Origin of the sequence: Pseudomonas sp. efr-133-TYG-23 (assembly GCF_030209215.1) — a bacterium.
Taxonomy (GTDB): Bacteria; Pseudomonadota; Gammaproteobacteria; order Pseudomonadales; family Pseudomonadaceae; genus Aquipseudomonas; species Aquipseudomonas rhodesiae.
Window position 1 is genome coordinate 1 of sequence record NZ_JARVSL010000036.1, and the last position, 16,005, is coordinate 16,005.

The following is a 16,005-nucleotide window of genomic DNA, read 5'->3' on the forward strand; positions in this document are numbered from 1 at the left end:
GGCAAGCCCGCTCACCACAAAGAGCCTTTTCATCACACGGGCGCTCGTCCTATGACATGCCTCTAAACCCGTCGAAGCTTCAGAGCCAGGCGGCGTCCCATAACGAAAAATCCCCAACCCGCTCTACCAGGCCGGCCCGCAGCGGATTGGCAATGATGTAGCGAGCCATCTTGCGCACATCGTCCTGCGCACGCACCGCCCTGTCGTGATAACCGGGCTGCCAGACGCGCTCCTTGCTTTGGCGGCGTCGGTTGATGGTCAGCGTGCTTCGTGACTTCACGCGCCTTATCACATCGGGCAAATTCCGCTGCTTCAACTCAAATAGCCAATGCACATGGTCTGGCATGATCACCCAGGCCATGGAATCGACCAGTCCCAGTTCATGCGCCTGCCGCAGCTCGGCAACCAGCAGCCGACCCAGGTAGAGGTCAGTAAACAGAGGGCGACGGTGGTTCACAACGAAGGTCACTAGGTAGCTACGTCCATGTTCCGAATAGCGACCGTGACGCAGGCGATGGGATTGAGGGATGAAGCGCATTGCGTTGCTCTATGTGACTGTTCTGAAGAGCTTTAACGCTAGCCCGAGATGAGTGACGAGCGCATGTCAGTTGATGACCGGATGTATCCAGACTTGCTCGCCTACAGCCCGGCAAGCTGGCCGTAAGCAGCGATGCCCTTTCTGTTGAGCAGGCTCGTTGTGGTGAACGGAACTTTTTGTGCTGACCGGGGATTTTGTGGTGAAGGAGCTTTTGTGCTGACCGGGGATTTTGTGGTGCAGGAGCTTTTGTGCTGAGCGGAGCTTTTGTGGTGAGCGGGCTTGCCCCGCGCTGGGCTGCGAAGCGGCCCCAAAACCGGCAACGCGGTGTACCTGAATCAACGCGGCGTGTGTATGAGGGGCCGCTTCGCAGCCCAGCGCGGGGCAAGCCCGCTCACCACAGAAAGCCTAAAGCCCGCTCACCCCATCAAGCTCTCTCAATCCAACAAGGCTGTTCATAGCAGCAAGCCCGCTCAGCACAAACAGAGGTTCGGGTGTCGTTTCAGGAACCTTCGAAGCTGAGGGGGCTCACTAGTTGGGTCGCTCTTTTTTTGCTGAAAGGACTCCGCATGCCTTCCACTCCGCTAGCGCTCCCTGAGCACGGCCCTATCAAACGCGAGCTGAGCCTGCGCGCGGTCGTCACCGGTACGCTGCTCGGTATCCTGCTCACGCCTTCCAATGTCTACGCCGGGCTGAAGATCGGCTGGTCGTTCAATATGTCAATCATTGCCCTGCTGGTCGGCTACGCGATCTGGCAAGGCCTGGCCCGGCGTTCGTCCCAGGCGCTGCCGTGGACGTTGCATGAAAGCAATATCAACCAGACCGTCGCCTCGGCCGCCGCGTCGATCATCTCCGGCGGGCTGGTGGCGCCGATTCCGGCCTATACCTTGCTGACCGGCAACCAGTTGGACGCGTTGCCGATGATCGCCTGGGTGTTCTCGGTGAGTTTTCTGGGGATCTGGATCGCCTGGTACCTGCGGCCCTCGTTGCTCAATGACGACGCGCTGAAATTTCCCGAAGGCATGGCCACCCTGGAAACCCTGTTGCACATCTACAACCATGGCCGCGAAGCCGCGACGCGCTTGAAAGTGCTGCTGGGCGCTGCGTTGCTGTCCGGGCTGGTCAAATGGGTGGACACGTTTCTATGGACGCTGCCGCGCTGGTCGCCGAGCGCCCACTTGGAGCGCCTGACCTTCAGCGCCGACCCATCGCTGTTGCTGGTGGGGTTTGGCGGCATCATCGGCATCCGCGTCGGCCTGACCCTGTTGCTCGGTGCCGTGCTCGCCTGGGGTGGGCTTGCGCCATGGCTGCTTGCCGAAGGCTTGGTGATCGTGCCCGCCGGTAGCACCGGCCCGCAGTTTGCCGCGCTGGTGGAATGGCTGTTGTGGCCGGGCGTGAGCCTGATGGTGTGTTCGACCTTGGCGTCTCTGGCCATTCGGTTGTGGGCGCTATATGCGTCCAGCCGCTCTACCGGGGCGCAGGCTTGGCGTGTGCCCAAGCCCGGTCCGGCCGCTGGATTCGTGCTGGCGATTGCCTTGGTGGTCAGCCTGCAGGCGCTGTTGTTCGGCATCAACCTGTGGATGGCGCTGCTGACCATTCCGTTGGCGATCTGCCTGGCCGCGGTGGCCGCGCGCGTGGTGGGCGCCACGGGTATTCCGCCGATTGGCGCCATTGGGCAGTTGTCTCAGCTGAGTTTTGGCATCGTCGCGCCGGGCCAGGTGCCGATCAACCTGATGAGCGCTAACACCGCAGGCGGTTCAGCCGGGCAGTGCACCGACCTGATGAATGATTTCAAGGTGGGCAAGGCGATTGGCGCCACACCGCATAAACAGGTGATCGCGCAAATCCTGGGGATTTTTATCGGCAGCATCGTCGGCGTATTCGCTTACCTGGCGCTGATCCCCGACCCACAAGCCATGTTGTTGACCGAGCAGTGGCCTGCTCCGGCCGTCGCCACCTGGAAAGCCGTGGCGCAAACCCTGACCCATGGGCTTGACTCGTTGTCGATCAGTATCCGCTGGGCGATTGGGTTGGGCGGCGTGATCGGTGTGCTGCTCGGCATTCTGGACAGCACCTTGCCCGCGCACCGTGCGCGTTACCTGCCCAGTGCCGCTGCGTTGGGCCTGGCATTCGTACTGCCGGCGTCGGTCTCGCTGATGATGGCCCTCGGCGCCGTGCTGACCTGGCTGGTGAGTTGCCGTTGGGCGAGCCTCACCGAGCGCTTTGCAATCACCGCTGCGGCGGGGTTGATCGCCGGGGAGAGCATCACCGGGGTCGGCGCTTCGCTGTGGGCAATGGTCAACGGCTGAGGTCGATACGGCTCGGCCTGCACCGAGCCGTTCTATGCGCCTCAGGCGATCTTCACGTTCATGGTGATGTTCGCGGTGAATACCTTCACACCGGCCTCATCGAAAATATCCACCGGCACGACCTTGTCGCCAGCAGTTTGCCAATCGATCCCCTCACCTTGAGCGACGGCGCGGATGTTCGACTTGGCCTTGGCCAGGTATTCCACAGTCATGCCCTTGGGAATCCACTTGGCGCCGGCGGGGATGGATACGTCGGTCATCATGCCGCCGGCCAATTCGGCGGCGTTGCACAGCGCGATCGCGTGGACCGAGGCCAGATGGTTGGTGATTTCCTTACGAAACGGCACGTTGACCACCGCGTGGCCGGGACGCAGCTCGCTGATTTCTGGGGTGATGGTGCTGAAGTACGGCGCCATCTGACACGCCAGGTTGCTGAATGCCGACGGGCCGACGCTGTTGAACATGCTGAGAGCCTGACTCATGGAACGATCCTCCTGATGGGTTAACAGAATAATATTCTGTAACAGAACAATATTCCGTTTAATTCAGGGATGTCAAGCCGTGCCTTCTCTCGCGGCCGCTGTACCTTTAGACTCCGCACATTTGGCGAGCCTCTTCATGCAAGCACCCGATCTGATCGAGCGCGCCGTTCCCGGCCGGCGCAGTGAGCTTAAGCGCGGCATCTTGCGCCAGGCCCTGACCTGCTTTAACGAGGCGGGGATCGAAGCGACCACTATCGAAACCATCCGCGCCCGCTGTGACACCAGCGTGGGCGCGATCTATCACCATTTCGGCAACAAAGAAGGCATCGTCGCCGCGCTGTTTTTTGCTGCGCTGGACGACCAGGGCGCACTGCGCGACCAGCACTTGAGCAACGCCCACACGGCCGAGCAGGGCGTGGCGGCGTTGGTGCGCAGTTACGTTGAATGGGTGGATGCCGAACCGGACTGGGCGCGCTTTGTGTTCCAAGGTCGCTTTGCCGTGGCCAACGGCCCGTTCAAGGAGGAATTGCTCAGCCGCAATCAGCAACGCAACCGACAACTGAGCGAATGGATGACCGGCGAAGGTCGCCGCGAAGCGTTCAGCCATATTCCTGCTGAGCTGCTGCCATCGCTGATCATCGGCGCGGCGGAAAGCTATGCGCGGGCCTGGTTGTCCGGGCGCGTCAAGCACAGCCCCACGGCCTATGCCGACCTGCTGGCGCAGGCGGCCTGGGCATCGATCATGCACACGTCTCATTCAGACGGTTGATGAACGGCACTCGGCCGCGTTGGCGTAGTCTGTTGCTACACACCTACTGTCGCCCGCGGAGTTTGCATGATCACTGTCCACCATCTGAACAACTCGCGCTCCCAGCGCATCCTGTGGCTACTGGAAGAACTGGGCCTGCCCTACGAGATCAAGCGTTACCAGCGCGACCCCAAGACCAACCTCGCGCCGCCTGAACTCAAGGCGGTCCACCCACTGGGCAAGTCCCCGGTGATCGAGGACGGCCCCCATGTGGTGATCGAGTCCGGCGCCATCGTCGACTACCTGATCCGCCGCCACGGCCAGGGCCGCTTGCAGCCCGATCCGGCCAGCGCCACCTATGACGAATACGTGCAATGGCTGCATTTCGCCGAAGGCTCGGCGATGTTGCCGTTGATGCTTAACCTTTATGTCGGCCGCCTGGGCGAGGCCGGCGCGCCGTTGCATCCGCGTATCGAATCGGAACTGGCCAACTACCTGGGTTACCTCAACGACGTGCTGGCGCGCACCCCGTACCTGGTGGGTGAAGCCATCAGCGGCGCGGATATCCAGATGAGTTTTATCGGCGAAATCGCCCAGGCCCAAGGCAAATTACAGGCTTACCCGCATCTGGCGGCGTGGCTGCAACGCCTGCAAGCGCGCCCGGCCTACCGCAAAGCGGTGGAGCAGGGTGGCGAGTACGCGTTCGCCAAATGACCGTGTGATGCAGGCGGCATTGTCGGCGAAGAATGTTCAGATCCACACATCATTCGTCGCCGTGCGATCGCCGCCTTCATGCCCGGTGTTCAACACGCCACGCGGCTCGATCATCAGCAACCGGGCTTCGCCCTCCGCAGCCGTGCGGTGCTGCATGCCACGCGGCACCACATACAGCTCACCTGGCGCCACATACACCGGCCCGTCCGGCAGATCGATGCGCAAGGTGCCTTCGAGCACCAGGAACGCTTCGTCGGTTTCCGGGTGGGCATGCCAGATGAACTCACCTTCAATGCGCACCACTTTGAACTGGTAGTCGTTCATTTGCGCAACGACCCTGGGGCTCCACTGTTCAGGGATAAGCGAAGCTTTGTGGGCGAGGTTGATCGGTTGTGCGGTGGGGTTTGCCTGAGCCATCACGAAGTCTCTGATCATTTATAGGATGACCAGACTATCGACGCGATGGCCACGCGGGCTTGCACGATTGTGCGCGTCAGCGCACCCGCGTGCGGCTCTGCACCGCCAGGTCCAAGGCCTTTTGCATGTCCAGGCGGGCCGAGCGTCCTACGTCTTTGTCGTCAAGCCGGTAGTTGCGCTCCGAGGGCAGGATTGGCGCGGTGAGGTCTTGGGCGTCGCTGCGTTCGAAATCATGCTGATCACCGATAGTCATGGCGCTACGGCGCAGCAGCATGCGCAGTTGTTCGGGCTGCAACTGCGGGTTGATCGATAGCATCGCCGCCGCGAGGCCGGCCACCATTGGCGTCGCGTACGAGGTGCCGCAATGCACGGCGCCTTGTTCGTCGGCCCCCGGCGTCGAGGCGTGGGTGCAGGCTGCGGCGGTGATGTCCACGCGCATGTCCACGTTCGATGAGCTGCGGGTGACCGCATAGCCTGGATCATCCACCCCCACGTCAGTGCGTTCGCTGCGCTGGTGCCCGCCCACCACCAACAGTTGCTCGGTGATAAACGAGGAGGGCAGGCGATAGTCATCGGTGCCGGAGAATGCCGAGCCATTCCCCGCGGAATTCACCACGATCACGTCGGGATGCTCCTTGCGCAGCCACAGGAAAAATTCCTCCAGCAGTTCCTCGTAGCCGCTCATGGCGATGCCCGAGCGCACCAGGGAATCGACCTCCTTGCCGTTGACGTCTTGAGTGCCGACGCGATGGATACCCCAGCTCCAGTTCAGCACCCGCACGCCGTCCTCCACCAGGTTGACCGAGGCGGCGATGTTGGCGGTGATGCCGGCGTCGGAGTTGCGGTCAACGATGACCTCGAAGCCGCCGCTGGCTTTATCCAGACCGCTCAGCAAGCCCCGGTTGCCGCCCTTGTCCCAGCGCGCCGCGAGGATGCCGGTGACGGTAGTGCCATGGCTGTCGGGCTTGGAGGTGTCGCGAGCGAACACGCAGGTGCGCTTGCCCGTGCATGCGCCGAGGTCGTCGGCGAAGTCCGCGGTGTCGAAATCCACGCCGCGTTCGATGACGCCGATGCGAATCGGTTGTGGCGTGATCGGTGTGTGGTGCCCAGGGATGCGCCGCTGATAGTAGGCCACCGCGTCGAGAAAACGGTTGGCGGCCCACTCGTCGGAGTCCGGCGCAGGTTTGTTCGGCGTGGCCTGTGGCACGGCCTGCTCCTGTTCTTCAGCGCCCGACTCTTCGATCACCACCGCATCTACCCCGGTCTCGCTGCCCAGGCGCAGCACCAGCGCGTCACGCTGCATCAGGTCTTTGGCGGGCAAACGTAGCTGGTAGACATTCAGCGGCGCAATGGCACCGACCACCGTCGCCCCGTATTTACGGGCCAGGCGCTCGGCTTCCTGGCGGCCGTTCTGGTCTTCCTCGATCAGCACGCTGACCAGGTCCACATAGGTGGTCAGGCCGTCCATGTTCTTTGCCACTTCATCCGGTCGGGCGGCCACCACATGGCTGTGGCGCAGAGTGAGCCATGCCGCGTTACTGGTGCGCGGGCCGTCCTCCAGCCATAACGGGCCGCTCTGGTAGTGGCTGCTGTCGAGGCGCAGGCGCAGGGTGTTGCCGTCACGCACAACGGCTGGCGCGGGCAGGGCCTTACCCGCCAGTTTCAACTGCGGCGTGGCAGCGCCCAGCCCGCGGACGCTGAGGCACCAGTCCTGCTCGCGGTTTTCCAGCAGATCGCCGCAGCGCTTGAGGTTTTCCAGGCGCAGGGGCTCCTGGGCACAGGCGGCTGCGCTGGCGGCCAATGTGAAGAGGGTTGCGAGGGCGGAGGATTTGAAGGGCATGGGCCAGGTTCTTTGCCGGGAGGTTTTGTTCCGACTACCGCAAGGTGTGCCGCGTTCCAAGACTTTGAACTCCTGCGGCGCCGCTTGGCTCCTATTTCGTAAGGTTCTGCACCAGGGATGTCGCGATGACCGATCTACACCTGCCCGCCGGTAAGCCCGGCACCGTCTTTGAAACCGACCTGCCGGCGCGGCTCGACCGCTTGCCCTGGGGCCGCTTTCACACCTTGCTGGTGTTCGCGCTGGGGATCACCTGGTTGCTCGACGGCCTGGAGGTGACTTTGGCCGGCTCAGTGTCCGGCGCCCTGAAGGCCAGCCCCGAACTGCGCATGAGCAATTTCGATATTGGCCTGGCCGGCGGCGTGTACATCGCTGGCGCCGTGCTCGGGGCGCTGTTGTTCGGCTGGCTTACCGACCGTCTGGGGCGGCGCAAACTGTTCTTCATCACCTTGTGGCTGTACATCGGCGCCACGGCGGCCACGGCGTTTTCATTCAGCTTGGAGAGCTTTTTGCTGTTTCGCTTTCTCACCGGCATGGGCATCGGCGGCGAGTACACCGCGATCAATTCGACCATTCAGGAGTTCACCCCGGCGCGTTATCGCGGCTGGGTCGACCTCACCATCAATGGCACCTTCTGGCTGGGGGCGGCGCTCGGTGCGGGCGGGGCCATTGTGTTGCTCGACCCCAACGTGGTCGGCGGCGATCTCGGCTGGCGCCTGTGTTTCGGCATCGGTGCAGCCCTGGGTCTGATCATTCTGGTGATGCGCCTGTGGCTGCCGGAAAGCCCGCGCTGGTTGCTGATTCACGGCCGGCACGACGAAGCCCGGCGCATCGTCGAAGGTATCGAAGCCCGCCTGCGCGACCAGGGCCACACACTGCCGGCGGTCAACAGCCCGGCTTTGCGGTTACACCCCCGCGATCACACGCCCTTGGGTGAAATCTTTTACACCCTGTTCGTCAGCTTTCGCCGCCGGGCGCTGGTGGGCATGACCCTGCTGACCGCCCAGGCGTTTTTCTACAATGCGATCTTCTTCACCTACGCGCTGGTCTTGACTGACTTCTACCAAGTGCCCGCCGAACAGGTTGGCTGGTATGTGCTGCCGTTGGCCCTGGGCAATTTCTGTGGGCCGCTGCTGTTGGGGCGGCTATTCGACGTGATTGGCCGGCGCGTGATGATCAGCCTCACCTATGCGGTGTCTGGCGTGTTGCTGGCCCTGAGCGGTTACGCCTTTGCGCAAGGCTGGTTCGATGTGACCCAGCAAGCCATAGCGTGGATGGTGATCTTCTTCTTCGCCTCGGCTGCGGCCAGCTCGGCCTACCTGACCGTTGCCGAAACCTTTCCCCTGGAAATCCGCGCGTTGGCCATCGCGGTGTTTTATGCCTTCGGTACCGGGCTGGGCGGGATTATCGGGCCGACCCTGTTCGGGCAACTGATCCAGACACAGCAGCGTGGCAGCCTGTTGATCGGCTATCTGATCGGCGCCGCATTGATGTGCGGCGCGGCGCTGGTGCAGGCGATCTGGGGTGTGGCGGCGGAACGGCAAGCATTGGAAAGCGTGGCCAGGCCGTTGTCACAGGCCAAGGATTGAAGCGCGGCGGGCGAGTCAACGCCGCCGGCGCGATTCAAGCCCTTCGAATATTCCCATGCCCACCAGCATGGCGAGTACGAACACTAGCACCTGCCACTGCCCCGTCAGCACCAGCGCTATCGCCGGCCCGGGGCACAAGCCGGCAATCGCCCAGCCCATGCCGAACAGTAGGCTGCCCAGCACCAGGCGTTTGTCGATGCGGCTCTGCGTGGGCATCTGCATAGGCGCGCCCAGCAACGATACGTTGCGCCGTCGGGCGAAGTAGAACAGCACGCCGCTGACCATCAGCGCACCGCCCATCACCCATGCCAGCGAAGGGTCCCATTCGCCTGCGAGATCCAGAAACCCCATGACTTTGGCGGGATTGGTCATGCCGCTCAGGTACAGCCCCATGCCGAAGATCAGGCCAGCCACTAACGCCGTTAGTCGACGCATGTTCAAACCCCCAGCCAATGGCGGATCACATAGACCCCGACAAAGCCGCTGCCCATAAAACACCCCACTGCCACCATCGACCGTGGCGACAACCGCGACAGCCCGCAGATCCCGTGCCCGCTGGTACAACCGGCGCCATAGCGCGTGCCGATCCCTACCATCAACCCTGCCGCCACCAACCCAAAATCGCCGACCGGAAACGACGAAGCCGGCAGTTCACTGAACAGCGACCACAGCCATGGAGAGACCAGCAGGCCGGTCAAGAACAGCGCTTTCTCGCCACGGCCCTCGCCATGGCGTGACAGCAGGCTGCCCAACAACCCGCTGATACCGGCGATGCGGCCGTTAAACAGAATGAACAGCCCGGCCGATAACCCAATAAGGGCACCGCCGAGCAGGGAGGACCAAGGGGTGAAATCTGGGGAGAGGGTCATGGGGTAGGACCAGTGGGGGGAGGGTGATGTACCGCTAGCATAGTTTGGATGCTTGAGCCTGTGAAAGCTGGCTTTCGGTCGCATCCTTGAGACGTCGCCAGCAAATGGGACCCTCGCGATGACGGCGCATCAGCCCCCGGCCTCAAGCGCAGCGCCGTAGGTTCAGCAAGCCTGCGCCACCAACCCATTACTGACCCTGCGCCCCAACACCAGCACCGTGGCGAAGCCCAACACCACCAGCCCCGTAGCCATGCTGAGCAGCACCGAGCTGCCCATCTGATCAACGATGCGTCCACCAAAGAACGAGCCCAGGGCGATGATCACCTGGAACAAGGCGACGAACAGCGGCATGCCGCGCTCCACGTCCTTGGGGGCGACGACGAACATCCAGATACTCGCGCAGGCCGGAAAGGCGCCGAAGGCGAAGCCCCACAGGGCGATCAGCATGGCGGCGCCGGTCAGGCCGGTGGCGAAGTACGGGAATAGCGCGGTGCTGGTGCCGATCATCAGCGCCACCAGCAACAAGGTGTGGCGCACGCTGCGGTTGGCGGCGAAGCCGGCGAAGATATTGCCCATCACGCCTGCCACGCCATACAGCAATAACAGCGAGCCAATGGTCGGCCCGTCGAAGCCGGAACTGTGCTTGAAGAACGGCGCCACATAGGTGTACGCGGCAAAGTGCGCCAGGCCGATCAGCAGCACAGCGATCAAGCCGACCCGGGCCTGTGGGTTGATGAACAACGCAGGCAGATCACTGATGCGAATGGCTTTCTCCGGGGTGAGTCGCGGCAGCAGGAAGATCTGCGCCAGCAGCACCGGCACGCCCACCAACGCGGTGACCAGAAACGTCATGCGCCAGCCCATCAGGCCGCTCAGCCAGGTCCCGACGGGCACGCCGAGCACGGTGGCCAGGGTCACGCCGACCATGATGATCGAAGTCGCCTGTGCCACGCCGACCCCTTTGGGCGCCAGGCGTCCGCTCAGCGCGATGGCCGTGGCCCAGAAGCCGCCGATGCTGATGCCCAGTAACACACGACCGAACAGCAACAAGCTGAAGTCGCTGGCATAGGCCACGACGGCGTTGGCGATGATCATGATCAGCGTCAGGCCGATCAGCAGATAACGCCGGTCCATCGCGCCGATACTCACCGACAGCAACGGCGCGGCCAGCGCGGCCATGATGCCGGGCAGCGTCACCATCAGCCCGGCGTGGCCGGCGCTGATGCCTAAGTCGCTGGCGACGTCATTGAGCACCCCCACCGGCAGAAATTCGCTGGTAACCAGGGCGAAGGCACCCACGGCGACCGACAGAATCGCCAACCACTGTTGTTTGACGCTTTGCTGATTATGTTCGGGAAGGCCACGAGGGGCCTGGCTGGCGCTTGGCATAGGTTGGGTTCCGGGAGAGGGCCGACTGAAGTCAGTCGACGGGGACGCGGGGAGGAAAGTGGGGGCGATTATAGGAAGCCGGTCTGGCGATTAAACAGGTCGGTGGTTCGATAGTGATCATCACTGCAATTAATGCGCGCTGCTCGGGGAAGCGCTCTAAAGCGATAACGCGCAAATGTTTCGCAAACATCAAGGCGGAACGTACGCAGTTGCCAGGCCACTGAAGCCGTTTGCTTCAAGCACCCCCACAAGAGGTAATCGACGCGCCGATGTCTGGCATTCAGCGTACGTATCAATAAATTCAGGACCTGATGTATCCCGAGCGCGCAGAAGCCCGGCGAGCCCAGACGGTGATTTAACTTCGCCGGGGGATGGGTTTTCTGAGATAACGCTGGCATGGCCCTGAATTATCCAATAGGTTCTGGCTTTATTGTCCTGCGCCATCAACTCCTTCGGAATTCGCCCCATGCTTCTGCGTTCCAGCCTGTTATGCCTGTGCTTGTTCAGCGGTCTGTCTCAGGCCGCTGTCGACTGCTCCGCCCTGGCGGAAACAATCTCCGGCACGGCGCCTGAATTTCATCCTGCGGTGCAGGGCAAGGTTATCGGCACCGGGCGCGCGCATTTTCATACCGCGCCGGATGAGGCTTGTGCCAACAAGAAGCTGTTCGTTATCCCCGGTGACGGCCTGACGGTCTACGCCATGCTGGAAGACCAGACTTGGGTGCAAGTGAACTTCGTTGCCAAGGATGGCGAGGACTACACCGGTTGGCTCAAGGCAGACCGGGTTGAGATTGGGGAGGCGTACGGCGCGCCGTCGGACGAGGTGGAGTGACCGGCGCTATGGAGGGCGCGAGCAGTCTGTCCAGATAACGCGAGGAGCTGTGCAATGGTGAAGGACTGGAAGGGTCAGGTCGCGCTGGTGAGTGGCGCTGGCAGTGAGCAGGGGATTGGCCTGGCGATTGCGCGGAGGCTGGGAGCGGCGGGGGCGAAGCTGATCATCACCGGCAGCAGTGCCCGCATCCACGAGCGCGTCGCGCAATTGAGCGAGGAGGGTTACGAGGTACAAGGGCGTGCGGCGGACCTCACCCAAGCCGATCAGGTCGCGCAATTGGTGGCGTGGGCTGAGTCGTGCTGGGGGCGAATCGATGTGCTGGTGAACAACGCGGGCATGGCGATGCAGGGCGACGCCGAAGCTTTCGCTGAGGTGGCCAGCATGAGCCTCGATGCTTGGAATGCGTCAATCGCGCGCAACCTGACCACGGCGTTTTTGCTGACCCGCGCGGTCCTGCCGGGGATGCAGCAGCGTCGTTACGGGCGCATCGTACAGGTCAGCTCCACCACCGGCACCCGAGTCAGCAACCCTGGCGAGGCGGCATATGCGGCGGCCAAAGCCGGCATGGTAGGGATGAACATGAGCCTGGCGCTGGAAGTTGCGCCCTTTGGCATCACCGTGAATTCGGTGGCGCCGGGGTGGATCGCGACGCAGTCCAGCACCGCCGAAGAAATCGCCGCCGCTCAGTATGTGCCCGTGGGGCGTGCCGGCAGGCCGGATGAGGTCGCGGCAGCGGTGGCGTTTCTGGCGTCGCCAGAGGCCAGCTACATCACCGGCGAACTGCTGGTGATCGACGGCGGCAACTGCCTGTCGGAGAACAAAGGCCCGCGTTGAGGTTCAGGCAAATGCCGCCACCATAAACGCCTCAAGCCCTTGCTCCTCAAGGATCTCGATGGAGAAGTGCCCGAAACGCTTGGGCAGCCAGATGATGCGCGTACCCGACGGCGATTGCAGGTCCTCCAGGGCCAACGGTTGGCCGTTTTCGTCCTCGGGCTGCACACCCTTGGCGACCAGTTCGGTGTAAGCCACCTCGATGTCCGGCGTGGTGTAGCAATGCCGGTAAATCATGCCCTCACCGTGAGTGTCCAACAGCACCCGCAGGTTGCCGGCCAACGGCTGTACCAGCATAAAACGCTCTTGGCCCATCAGCGCTACCGCATAGCGCACCTGCAGGCCGCCGCGTTCCCAGACCTGGGTCGTGGAGATGCGCGCATTAAGAATGTTGGCGTAATAAGCGCACGCCTCGTCGAGGTCCTCGACCAAGATATCGACGTGACTGAATTTCAGATCCATTGCTGGCCATCCGGCGAAAGAGGGAAGCCCACGACAGTAGCCGATTTGCGTGTCCCACAACACCTTGTGCCCACTCTAGGATTCAGCCCCCGGCGGATGACCGAAATACGCCTTATAGGCATGGTTGAAGTTGGCAGGGTTGGCGTAGCCCAGGCGGTGGGCAATCTGCGCGACGTGCCATTTGCGCTGGCGCAGTAGGGTGCGCGCCAGTTCCAGGCGTTGTTGGCGCACGTAATCGAGCATCGACTGGCCGTACACGCGGCTGAAGGCGCGTCTCAGGGTGGTTTCGCCCACGCCCAGTTCCCGTGCCAGCGCCAGCGTACCGGGTGGGTTCATCAGGTTGGCGTCGAGCTTGAAGCGTGCCTCGTGTGCCAGGTCCGAATGGCTGCGCAGCGGGGCCATGGGCTTGGCTGGCTGCGGCGCCAGATGCGTCGCCAACTCGACCAGCACGGCCAGGCTCAGGCTTTCCTGATTCAGCCGCTCCAACGCCCCTTGGTAGGGCGAGTGATAAAGGCGCTCGAACAAACGCCCGACGGCGCGACAGCCATGCAACTCCGAAAAGTGCATGCCATCGTCGAGCAGCCTGGCCAGCGGTTGAAGTGACGGGTCTTCTTCGGCCAGTTCGCGTAGATAGTCGCCGCCGATGCGCAGCCCCGCCATGCGCGCACGGCTGCCGGCAGGCATCTGGTCCATGGCTTCCATGCTTTCGCTCAAGCCCAGCACATGGGGCGCGCCGGGGGTGTATTGATTGAGCCGACCGTCCACCCGATGCTGCCATTGCCCACCCAGCACCTGCACGATGCACACGCTGTCGGGTAGCACTTTGTGGATGCGCAACGGCTCGGGAAACTGCAAATCGCAGTCGAAATATTGCACATGTGGCCGCACCGTCTGCGCGCGGTAATGGCCGATCGCGCTGCCCATGACCTGCCGTGCGCTGTCATCGAATACACCCGCCTGGTCCAGGGCCTCCGGGTGATCGAAGCAGAAGTGGGTGTCCAAGTAGGGGTTGCGGCGGTCCATTGGCAAAAGCGTCCGTTAGAGCTGGTGGGCAGCGTTGCATGATATCGACATCTGGCAGGCCGATCAGTTGTTGTGAGTCACGGCCTTATTGTTGTGCGCCACGGCCGGCCCGCTTGGCAGGCGGCCAAGCGTTGATTTCAATGGTCGGCTTTGAACTGTCGAGGAAGCCGCAAATGTTGATGTATCGCAAGTGGGCAGCGCTGATGGGCTTGGTTCTGGCCGTGATCGCGGGGCTCGCCCATGCTGACAATCGCCCGGAAGTCGCGGAAAAAGTGCTGGCCTATGCCGGTGAAGGCGGCGTGAAAGTCTGGACCCTGCGTATCGGTGCGCGCAGTGACAATCAGGCGCTGGTGCAGCTAGAGAGCGTGGACCATGACTGGAGCATGAAGATCCAGAAGATGGCCGTGGAAAAGACCAGCAAGGACACCCGCTATTCCACCACCGTGGACGGTCAGAAGTTCGTGGTGCTGGTGCTGCAACAAGGTTGGGGCGAACTGTACTTGCCCGGCGAGTCGCAGACGCTGAACGTCGGCTATGACGAGTTCCTGTCCAGCCAAGGCAATGCACAGGCCTTTTTGACCGATTATTTGCAGGCCAACTGAGCCATGGGTCGATTCGCGCGGTGGTCATGGCCGCTGACGATGTTGCTGCTGCCGCTGGTATTGATGGGCTGGGCCAGTGTGCAAAGCGGGCGTGTCGATGACGTGCTGCGCGAAGCACAGAGTGTCGGCAGTGACTATGCCTGGCTGCGCGTGCGTCAGGTGCTGGCTGGGTTGGCCTACTGGCTGGCCCTCGCCGCATTCGTGGCCGGGCCTGCGACGTGGCTCAAGCTGCGGCTGGATGCCTGGCGCGCGCTGAAGTCCAGGGATTTTCTCTACCACCGCCTGTTTCTCTGCTGGCGTGCCTTGGGGCATTGGCTGGCGGCGTACACGGGGCTATTGGTGGGCGCATTGGCCCTGAGCCTGTTGTATGAACTGAGCTGGGGCTGGAGCCACTTCAAGGCCGGTGGCTGGTTCATGCTGCTGGTAGCGGTGCCGGTGGTTGCCGTGCTGTGGGCCGGATGCTTGCTGATCGGGCGTCTGCGCCAGCAATGGCATGCCCTGGATAGCCCGTCCTCGGCGTTTCTGGGGCAAAGCATCGGGCGCGACAAGGCTCCGGCCTTGTGGGCGTGGATTGAACAACTGGCCACCGCCACCGGCGCGCCGGTGCCCGACCATATCGTGGTGGGCATCGACCAATCGTTTTTCGTCACCAGCGTCGATGTGCTCTTGCAACCGGCCGGCGACTCGCTCAGCGGGCGCACCCTTTACCTGCCGCTGACCTACCTCTCGACCCTGAGCCAGGCCGAGACGGCATCCATCATCGGTCATGAGCTGGGCCATTTCAGCAGTCGCGACACCGAGCGCGGCAGCGAAATCGGCGCGCATTTCAGCCTGATGTGCCTGCACTGTGCGTTTATCCGCGCTGAAGATGCCGACCCGGCCTGGATCGAGCGTCCGGCGATCTGGATGACGCAGCGTTTCCTGCACCACTTTCAACTGGCGGTGCATCACTGGGGCCGCGCTCAAGAACTAGTCGCGGATCGGGTGGGCGGCAACATCGGTGGCGAGCGGTTGTTCTGCCAGGCGTTGTTACGGGTGATCGCGCTGGACGCTGAAATCAATACGCTGCTCAGCGAGCGTCACCCCAATCTGATCCAGGCCCTGGCCGACCATCTGCGTCATACGCCGCTGCGCCTGAACGAGGCAGCACTGGATCACGCCATTGCCCACCCTTTCGATACGCACCCGCCGACGGCATTACGCCTTCAGCAACTGGGCGTCACGCTGGATGAAGCCCTGCTGGCCGAGGCCACCCGTGTGCCCACCGAACACGACCGACACTGGTTCAGCCAGCTCACCCGTACGGCGTCGTCGGCTGCCCCACAGCCTGTATCACCGCCGATATCAACCGTCCAAGGAGAATGAC

17 protein-coding genes are annotated in these 16,005 nt (G+C 62.8%); 8 read left to right on the forward strand and 9 right to left on the reverse strand.

Features of this window, described 5'->3' with window-relative positions:
• Positions 1–79 precede the first annotated feature (79 nt).
• Positions 80–538 carry an REP-associated tyrosine transposase gene (locus tag QRN41_RS22560; RefSeq protein ID WP_167418695.1) on the reverse strand — a complete coding sequence of 153 codons (459 nt, stop codon included), beginning with the start codon at positions 536–538 and terminating at the stop codon, positions 80–82.
• Between the two features lie 566 nt (positions 539–1,104).
• Between QRN41_RS22560 and QRN41_RS22565 the strand changes: the two genes are divergently transcribed.
• A complete protein-coding gene (locus QRN41_RS22565; protein ID WP_167418263.1) occupies positions 1,105–2,844 on the forward strand; it encodes an OPT family oligopeptide transporter in 1,740 nt (579 codons plus the stop codon).
• Positions 2,845–2,885: 41 nt separating this feature from the next.
• On the opposite strand, the gene QRN41_RS22570 is transcribed toward QRN41_RS22565, so the two are convergent.
• On the reverse strand, positions 2,886–3,326 hold the full coding sequence (locus QRN41_RS22570) for a hotdog fold domain-containing protein (protein WP_034136826.1): 441 nt from the start codon (positions 3,324–3,326) through the stop codon (positions 2,886–2,888).
• Between the two features lie 136 nt (positions 3,327–3,462).
• On the opposite strand from QRN41_RS22570, the gene QRN41_RS22575 reads away from it, so the two are divergent.
• Positions 3,463–4,095 (forward strand): TetR/AcrR family transcriptional regulator, encoded by a 633-nt coding sequence (locus QRN41_RS22575; RefSeq protein WP_123478956.1) that lies wholly within the window; start codon positions 3,463–3,465, stop codon positions 4,093–4,095.
• Positions 4,096–4,161: 66 nt separating this feature from the next.
• Positions 4,162–4,788, forward strand: a complete 627-nt coding sequence (locus QRN41_RS22580; RefSeq protein ID WP_103387690.1) for a glutathione S-transferase family protein — start codon at positions 4,162–4,164, stop codon at positions 4,786–4,788.
• 36 nt (positions 4,789–4,824) lie between these two features.
• Here the strand turns inward: QRN41_RS22580 and QRN41_RS22585 are convergent, their stop codons facing one another.
• Both QRN41_RS22585 and QRN41_RS22590 read right to left on the reverse strand, forming a co-directional pair.
• A complete protein-coding gene (locus tag QRN41_RS22585; RefSeq protein WP_123478957.1) occupies positions 4,825–5,205 on the reverse strand; it encodes a cupin domain-containing protein in 381 nt (126 codons plus the stop codon).
• Between the two features lie 76 nt (positions 5,206–5,281).
• Positions 5,282–7,045, reverse strand: coding sequence for a S8/S53 family peptidase (locus QRN41_RS22590; RefSeq protein ID WP_285422146.1), 1,764 nt, complete (start codon positions 7,043–7,045; stop codon positions 5,282–5,284).
• Between the two features lie 125 nt (positions 7,046–7,170).
• Between QRN41_RS22590 and QRN41_RS22595 the strand changes: the two genes are divergently transcribed.
• Complete coding sequence (locus QRN41_RS22595; RefSeq protein WP_034136831.1) at positions 7,171–8,631, forward strand: MFS transporter; 1,461 nt, start codon at positions 7,171–7,173, stop codon at positions 8,629–8,631.
• Between the two features lie 15 nt (positions 8,632–8,646).
• Here QRN41_RS22595 and QRN41_RS22600 read toward each other — a convergent pair whose 3' ends face one another.
• The 3 genes from QRN41_RS22600 to QRN41_RS22610 all read right to left on the reverse strand — a co-directional run bounded on the left by QRN41_RS22600 (position 8,647) and on the right by QRN41_RS22610 (position 10,889).
• Positions 8,647–9,066, reverse strand: a complete 420-nt coding sequence (locus tag QRN41_RS22600) for a YeeE/YedE family protein (protein WP_123478960.1) — start codon at positions 9,064–9,066, stop codon at positions 8,647–8,649.
• A 2-nt stretch (positions 9,067–9,068) separates the two neighbouring features.
• Entirely contained in the window at positions 9,069–9,500 is a 432-nt protein-coding gene (locus tag QRN41_RS22605) for a YeeE/YedE family protein (protein ID WP_034136832.1), read from the reverse strand.
• A gap of 162 nt (positions 9,501–9,662) precedes the next feature.
• The gene (locus QRN41_RS22610) at positions 9,663–10,889 is read right to left on the reverse strand and encodes an MFS transporter (protein WP_034099249.1); all 1,227 of its coding nucleotides are present in this window, start codon (positions 10,887–10,889) and stop codon (positions 9,663–9,665) included.
• Between the two features lie 466 nt (positions 10,890–11,355).
• Here QRN41_RS22610 and QRN41_RS22615 point away from each other — a divergent pair, with 466 nt between their 5' ends.
• The gene (locus QRN41_RS22615) at positions 11,356–11,721 is read left to right on the forward strand and encodes a hypothetical protein (RefSeq protein WP_167418260.1); all 366 of its coding nucleotides are present in this window, start codon (positions 11,356–11,358) and stop codon (positions 11,719–11,721) included.
• A gap of 54 nt (positions 11,722–11,775) precedes the next feature.
• Entirely contained in the window at positions 11,776–12,555 is a 780-nt protein-coding gene (locus QRN41_RS22620) for an SDR family NAD(P)-dependent oxidoreductase (protein ID WP_167418259.1), read from the forward strand.
• A gap of 3 nt (positions 12,556–12,558) precedes the next feature.
• Here the strand turns inward: QRN41_RS22620 and QRN41_RS22625 are convergent, their stop codons facing one another.
• Together QRN41_RS22625 and QRN41_RS22630 are read right to left on the reverse strand one after the other, a co-directional pair.
• Positions 12,559–13,014: a VOC family protein gene (locus QRN41_RS22625; protein WP_167418258.1), complete on the reverse strand. Its 456-nt coding sequence runs from the start codon at positions 13,012–13,014 to the stop codon at positions 12,559–12,561.
• Positions 13,015–13,089: 75 nt separating this feature from the next.
• The gene (locus QRN41_RS22630) at positions 13,090–14,037 is read right to left on the reverse strand and encodes a helix-turn-helix transcriptional regulator (protein WP_040268908.1); all 948 of its coding nucleotides are present in this window, start codon (positions 14,035–14,037) and stop codon (positions 13,090–13,092) included.
• A gap of 173 nt (positions 14,038–14,210) precedes the next feature.
• On the opposite strand from QRN41_RS22630, the gene QRN41_RS22635 reads away from it, so the two are divergent.
• Positions 14,211–14,639, forward strand: a complete 429-nt coding sequence (locus QRN41_RS22635; protein ID WP_285422147.1) for a hypothetical protein — start codon at positions 14,211–14,213, stop codon at positions 14,637–14,639.
• Between the two features lie 3 nt (positions 14,640–14,642).
• A complete protein-coding gene (locus QRN41_RS22640; RefSeq protein ID WP_243269846.1) occupies positions 14,643–16,004 on the forward strand; it encodes a M48 family metallopeptidase in 1,362 nt (453 codons plus the stop codon).
• Position 16,005: the final 1 nt, after the last annotated feature.

Excerpts from the sequence above, each read along its gene's own strand:
- QRN41_RS22560 (WP_167418695.1), bottom strand. The coding sequence starts at position 538 with ATGCGCTTCATCCCTCAATCCCATCGCCTGCGTCACGGTCGCTATTCG.
- QRN41_RS22565 (WP_167418263.1), top strand. The coding sequence starts at position 1,105 with ATGCCTTCCACTCCGCTAGCGCTCCCTGAGCACGGCCCTATCAAACGC.
- QRN41_RS22570 (WP_034136826.1), bottom strand. The coding sequence starts at position 3,326 with ATGAGTCAGGCTCTCAGCATGTTCAACAGCGTCGGCCCGTCGGCATTC.
- QRN41_RS22575 (WP_123478956.1), top strand. The coding sequence starts at position 3,463 with ATGCAAGCACCCGATCTGATCGAGCGCGCCGTTCCCGGCCGGCGCAGT.
- QRN41_RS22580 (WP_103387690.1), top strand. The coding sequence starts at position 4,162 with ATGATCACTGTCCACCATCTGAACAACTCGCGCTCCCAGCGCATCCTG.
- QRN41_RS22585 (WP_123478957.1), bottom strand. The coding sequence starts at position 5,205 with ATGGCTCAGGCAAACCCCACCGCACAACCGATCAACCTCGCCCACAAA.
- QRN41_RS22590 (WP_285422146.1), bottom strand. The coding sequence starts at position 7,045 with ATGCCCTTCAAATCCTCCGCCCTCGCAACCCTCTTCACATTGGCCGCC.
- QRN41_RS22595 (WP_034136831.1), top strand. The coding sequence starts at position 7,171 with ATGACCGATCTACACCTGCCCGCCGGTAAGCCCGGCACCGTCTTTGAA.
- QRN41_RS22600 (WP_123478960.1), bottom strand. The coding sequence starts at position 9,066 with ATGCGTCGACTAACGGCGTTAGTGGCTGGCCTGATCTTCGGCATGGGG.
- QRN41_RS22605 (WP_034136832.1), bottom strand. The coding sequence starts at position 9,500 with ATGACCCTCTCCCCAGATTTCACCCCTTGGTCCTCCCTGCTCGGCGGT.
- QRN41_RS22610 (WP_034099249.1), bottom strand. The coding sequence starts at position 10,889 with ATGCCAAGCGCCAGCCAGGCCCCTCGTGGCCTTCCCGAACATAATCAG.
- QRN41_RS22615 (WP_167418260.1), top strand. The coding sequence starts at position 11,356 with ATGCTTCTGCGTTCCAGCCTGTTATGCCTGTGCTTGTTCAGCGGTCTG.
- QRN41_RS22620 (WP_167418259.1), top strand. The coding sequence starts at position 11,776 with ATGGTGAAGGACTGGAAGGGTCAGGTCGCGCTGGTGAGTGGCGCTGGC.
- QRN41_RS22625 (WP_167418258.1), bottom strand. The coding sequence starts at position 13,014 with ATGGATCTGAAATTCAGTCACGTCGATATCTTGGTCGAGGACCTCGAC.
- QRN41_RS22630 (WP_040268908.1), bottom strand. The coding sequence starts at position 14,037 with ATGGACCGCCGCAACCCCTACTTGGACACCCACTTCTGCTTCGATCAC.
- QRN41_RS22635 (WP_285422147.1), top strand. The coding sequence starts at position 14,211 with ATGTTGATGTATCGCAAGTGGGCAGCGCTGATGGGCTTGGTTCTGGCC.
- QRN41_RS22640 (WP_243269846.1), top strand. The coding sequence starts at position 14,643 with ATGGGTCGATTCGCGCGGTGGTCATGGCCGCTGACGATGTTGCTGCTG.